This is a genomic window from Pedobacter glucosidilyticus, from assembly GCF_002483235.1.
GTDB lineage: Bacteria > Bacteroidota > Bacteroidia > Sphingobacteriales > Sphingobacteriaceae > Pseudopedobacter > Pseudopedobacter glucosidilyticum_B.
In genome coordinates, this window is the sequence record NZ_DLHN01000005.1 from 1 (window position 1) to 3,770 (window position 3,770).

Genomic DNA, 3,770 nt, shown 5'->3' on the forward strand with positions numbered 1-3,770 from the left:
ACTATCTTTGCGGCTTCAAATCTAAAACATATATATCATGATTGGCGTAGGAGAAAAATTCCCAACATTTTCAAAATTAGCAGTAACCAGCCTAGAAAAAGGCAAAGAATTTGAAACCATTACTTCAGATTATTTAGTAAACGATGACAACGTATGGACAGTAATGTTCTGGTGGCCAAAAGATTTTACTTTTGTTTGCCCAACAGAAATTGCTGAGTTTAATAAAAACTTTGGTGAGTTTAGAGACAGAGAAACCCGTTTAATTGGCGCCTCTACAGATTCAGAATTTGTTCACTTAGCTTGGAGAAATAACCACGATGATTTACGCGGTCTTAAATTTCCAATGCTTGCAGATACTTCTAAATCTTTAGCTCAGGATTTAGGCATCCTAACTAATGATAATGAGAAAGTAGCTTACAGAGCAACGTTTATTATAGATCCTACAGGTATCATCCGTTGGGTATGTGTAAACGATTTAAGCGTAGGACGCAACGTAAAAGAAGTTTTACGTGTGTTAGACGGTTTACAAACTGATGAACTTTGCCCTTGCAATTGGGAAAAAGGACAAGAAACATTAACTGTTTAAGACATTTTTTTAAGCTGTTTCATAGCAAACAATTTTATCTTATTTGCCAAGATTTTATTCTTGTCGGTTTCCAACTCAGCTTAGTTACACTTAGTTGTATCTTCTGAAGTTTAATAACTTCTTGTTATAGAAAGATATTTCATATAAATCAATATGAATTGACGTTTTTAGGTAGTTCGATAGTCGAGCCCAAGCATTAACAACCGTTTACTTCCAATTCCGCCTTGGCGGTTGCGGAATCTACAGGACTAGCCCTAGCAGAACCTTTAGAAGCAAGCGGCGCAGCGGAGAGTTTTTGGTTACTTTTTGCGGAAAAAAGTAACTTGACATGGCCGGTCAAGAGGCCGGAAAGCTTGTGCGTTAATGCCTGATTTTGAAATATTTTAACGTCAGTAGTAAGAGAGTCGAAGGAAACAAGATAAACTGCCTTTATGAAACAGCTTTTTTTGTTGCTTCATATCATCATCATTTAAGAATCAGAAGAATGGAAAATATTAAAGAAACTACTCAAGAGTTATTAGCAATTTTTGGTTTATCTAATTTAGATAACAAAGCATTAGCCTTATTAAATGAAACCGAGTTTAAGTATTTAAGAGATTTAAAGTTAAACTTAAATAGCACTTTAACATCAGAGTTCTTATCAGAAAAAGAGTGCGGCTTAATAGGTTTAAGTGTGGCAACAAACAACCAAAATGCTATTTTAATTGATTTTTACCATAGCTATGCTGTACAACATGGCGCTACAGCAGATGAATTGGCTGAGGCAGTTTCTTGCGCTTCCTTATTAGCATCTAATAATATTTTTTACCGTTTCCGTCATTTTACGCAAAAGGAGAAATATACTCAAATTCCTGCCCGTATCAGAATGCAAATTATGATGAAGCCGGTAACCGGGAAAGAGTTTTTTGAGCTATTAAGTTTAGCCATATCGGCGGTCAATGGTTGCGAAATGTGTGTTAATGCTCACGAAGACTCCTTAATTAAATTGGGTACTACAGAAGAAAGAATTTTTGATGCAGTAAGAATTGCCTCTTTAGTTACAGCCACCGGTAAAGTTATTTATTAGGCTTTACGATTAAATATTTTGCAATTTTAGAAATTGTGGAAAACTATTTTAACAAAATTGTTTAAATGATTTGCTTGTAAGTGCATATTTTTCTTAAATTAGTGTTAAGGTTAATCATCCCTTAAAGCAGTACACACATCATTACTTTAAGGACAAATAAGTTTTAATTGTTAACAAACAAAGCCTGTATGAGTTTCATGCAGGCTTTGTTTGTTTTAGCTCTTTCAAAAAATAATCAAGGCTTTAGGGGTCATCCAGCAGGTAACCAGAACAATTGAAATTTCTGCTTCAAACACCTTAAAATATCTTTTAGAAAATTAGTAATTTTTATTCAAAAAATACACTAAGCCCCCTTGCTTAGAGCTAGCTTACAGCTACCTTACGGCAACCTTACAGCTACCCCCTCAAAAACATTTTTCAAAAAGTGCATTTCCAGCGTTTAAATGGGGTATTAAATCTGGTGTTTTCATCATAAAAATACACTAAGGGGTGTATTGGCTTTTCTTTAAAAACGCATCAATAGCATAGATAACATTTTGCAGTCGGTTGTTTAAACCACCAACTTCTACATAGTTAGCATGTAAAGCTTTTAACTCTTTACGCCATACATCCATAAAATAATCGCTTAAACCTTCAAAATCTCTCAGCGGGTCGGGTTCCCAAGGGATATCATTTTTCAGCAGGATATAAAAATCGTATTTATGACTTTGTAAAGCATCTAATACAGGTTGTGGAGTTTCTCCTAATTGGTAATCGCTCCAGATTTTAACGGTCAAGAAAGTAGTATCACAAATCAATAAACCTGTATGACAAGCCACTTCCATAGCTTCTTCTAAAGCTATCTGCCCATAAAACATGTTAAGTTCATCCTGTAAAGTACAAGGTGCTGTTAAAGCCGCACAATAATAACGGGCATACTCTGGCACCCAAAGTGTTTTATAATGTTGAGCCAAGCCTTTAGAGACAGTGCTTTTCCCGGTAGACTCTGGTCCTACGATAGCTATTTTGATGATTTTTTTATTCATGCCCTTGATAAATCCTTATAACTTTTCTTCCAGTCTATATAACCTTTTAAAGCTATAAACAAGAAAACAAAATAAAGAAATGCGGTTGCCATTAAATTTTTATGAATATACAAAGGGATATAAACGGCATCAACCCATATCCAAATGAGCCAGTTTTCTAGCTTTTTACGCGTCATGAGAAACTGCGCTATAAAACTGGTAGCTGTACAAAAACCATCTATATAAGGAACATCAGAGTCGGTAAAATCATCAAGCAGATATCCAAAAGTTACACTGGCACTTAAAAGAACTATAGTAGCAATGAGCCATTCTTTTTTAGTGAGTTTGGTAATAGGCCTTTCTGATATAAAGGTTTTGTTTTTTCCAAAACCCCAATAATACCAGCCATAAATAGCCGTAAAAAGAAAATAGAATTGTAAAATAGTATCTCCGTAAAGTTTTGCCTCATAAAAAATATAGATATAAGTAACAATACTTAAAATAGAAATAGGCCAGTTCAGGATATTTTCTTTAGCTGCCAGATAAACACATAACGCACCTGTAATTACCCCAAACCATTCTAGGTAGCCAATAGCTTTAAACTGATGTATGATTTCTTGAAGTAAGTCCATAAAAAAAATTGATTAAATTTTTTAGCCAAGATATAGTTAAATAAAGGACTTCTTAAATTACATTTAACAATTAAGGTAAAAATATTAAAAGAGGCAGTTCTAGGTATTATTTGACTTTAGAATTGGAGTTGAACAAGAATATAGCATTTTAGATCTTTTACCGTTGATATCATTTATGGTGTTTTAGAATTAAGTCTTCGCTCGAGGCTTTCCAACCCTAGCCGGGTAGTGGCTTCTTTCTTTTCCTTGATGAAAAGAAAACACAAACGAGGAACGAGTTCATGAATGCCTTAAAAAAAGAACAAACAAAAAATGAATAAATCAAGGCTGATGAATATTTGTCGTTTCGTCTAAATAAATCTTTATGCACAATCCTGAGTGGTGTGAATGGTTTTATTTGATGAAAGTTTGTATAACACCCGTCGGATTGTTTCCCGCCAGTGCATAATGAAAGTTTTTGCAAAAGATTTATTTGCCTACAC

General features: G+C 34.2%; 4 protein-coding genes. 2 read left to right on the forward strand and 2 right to left on the reverse strand.

What is annotated here, in order from left to right:
* Window positions 1–37 precede the first annotated feature (37 nt).
* Window positions 38–586 carry a peroxiredoxin gene (locus tag B2745_RS00705; protein ID WP_026902798.1) on the forward strand — a complete coding sequence of 183 codons (549 nt, stop codon included), beginning with the start codon at window positions 38–40 and terminating at the stop codon, window positions 584–586.
* 484 nt (window positions 587–1,070) lie between these two features.
* On the forward strand, window positions 1,071–1,652 hold the full coding sequence (locus tag B2745_RS00710; RefSeq protein ID WP_026902797.1) for a carboxymuconolactone decarboxylase family protein: 582 nt from the start codon (window positions 1,071–1,073) through the stop codon (window positions 1,650–1,652).
* A gap of 482 nt (window positions 1,653–2,134) precedes the next feature.
* Here the strand turns inward: B2745_RS00710 and B2745_RS00715 are convergent, their stop codons facing one another.
* Both B2745_RS00715 and pnuC read right to left on the reverse strand, forming a co-directional pair.
* Window positions 2,135–2,677, reverse strand: a complete 543-nt coding sequence (locus B2745_RS00715; RefSeq protein WP_304062336.1) for an ATP-binding protein — start codon at window positions 2,675–2,677, stop codon at window positions 2,135–2,137.
* On the reverse strand, window positions 2,674–3,288 hold the full coding sequence (gene pnuC / locus B2745_RS00720; RefSeq protein ID WP_304062339.1) for a nicotinamide riboside transporter PnuC: 615 nt from the start codon (window positions 3,286–3,288) through the stop codon (window positions 2,674–2,676). Before pnuC ends, B2745_RS00715 begins: the two co-directional genes overlap by 4 nt.
* Between the last annotated feature and the right edge of the window lie 482 nt (window positions 3,289–3,770).

What these genes read in the sequence shown, in the direction of transcription:
- B2745_RS00705 (WP_026902798.1), top strand. Translation starts at nt 38, where the DNA reads ATGATTGGCGTAGGAGAAAAATTCCCAACATTTTCAAAATTAGCAGTA.
- B2745_RS00710 (WP_026902797.1), top strand. Translation starts at nt 1,071, where the DNA reads ATGGAAAATATTAAAGAAACTACTCAAGAGTTATTAGCAATTTTTGGT.
- pnuC (WP_304062339.1), bottom strand. Translation starts at nt 3,288, where the DNA reads ATGGACTTACTTCAAGAAATCATACATCAGTTTAAAGCTATTGGCTAC.
- B2745_RS00715 (WP_304062336.1), bottom strand. Translation starts at nt 2,677, where the DNA reads ATGAATAAAAAAATCATCAAAATAGCTATCGTAGGACCAGAGTCTACC.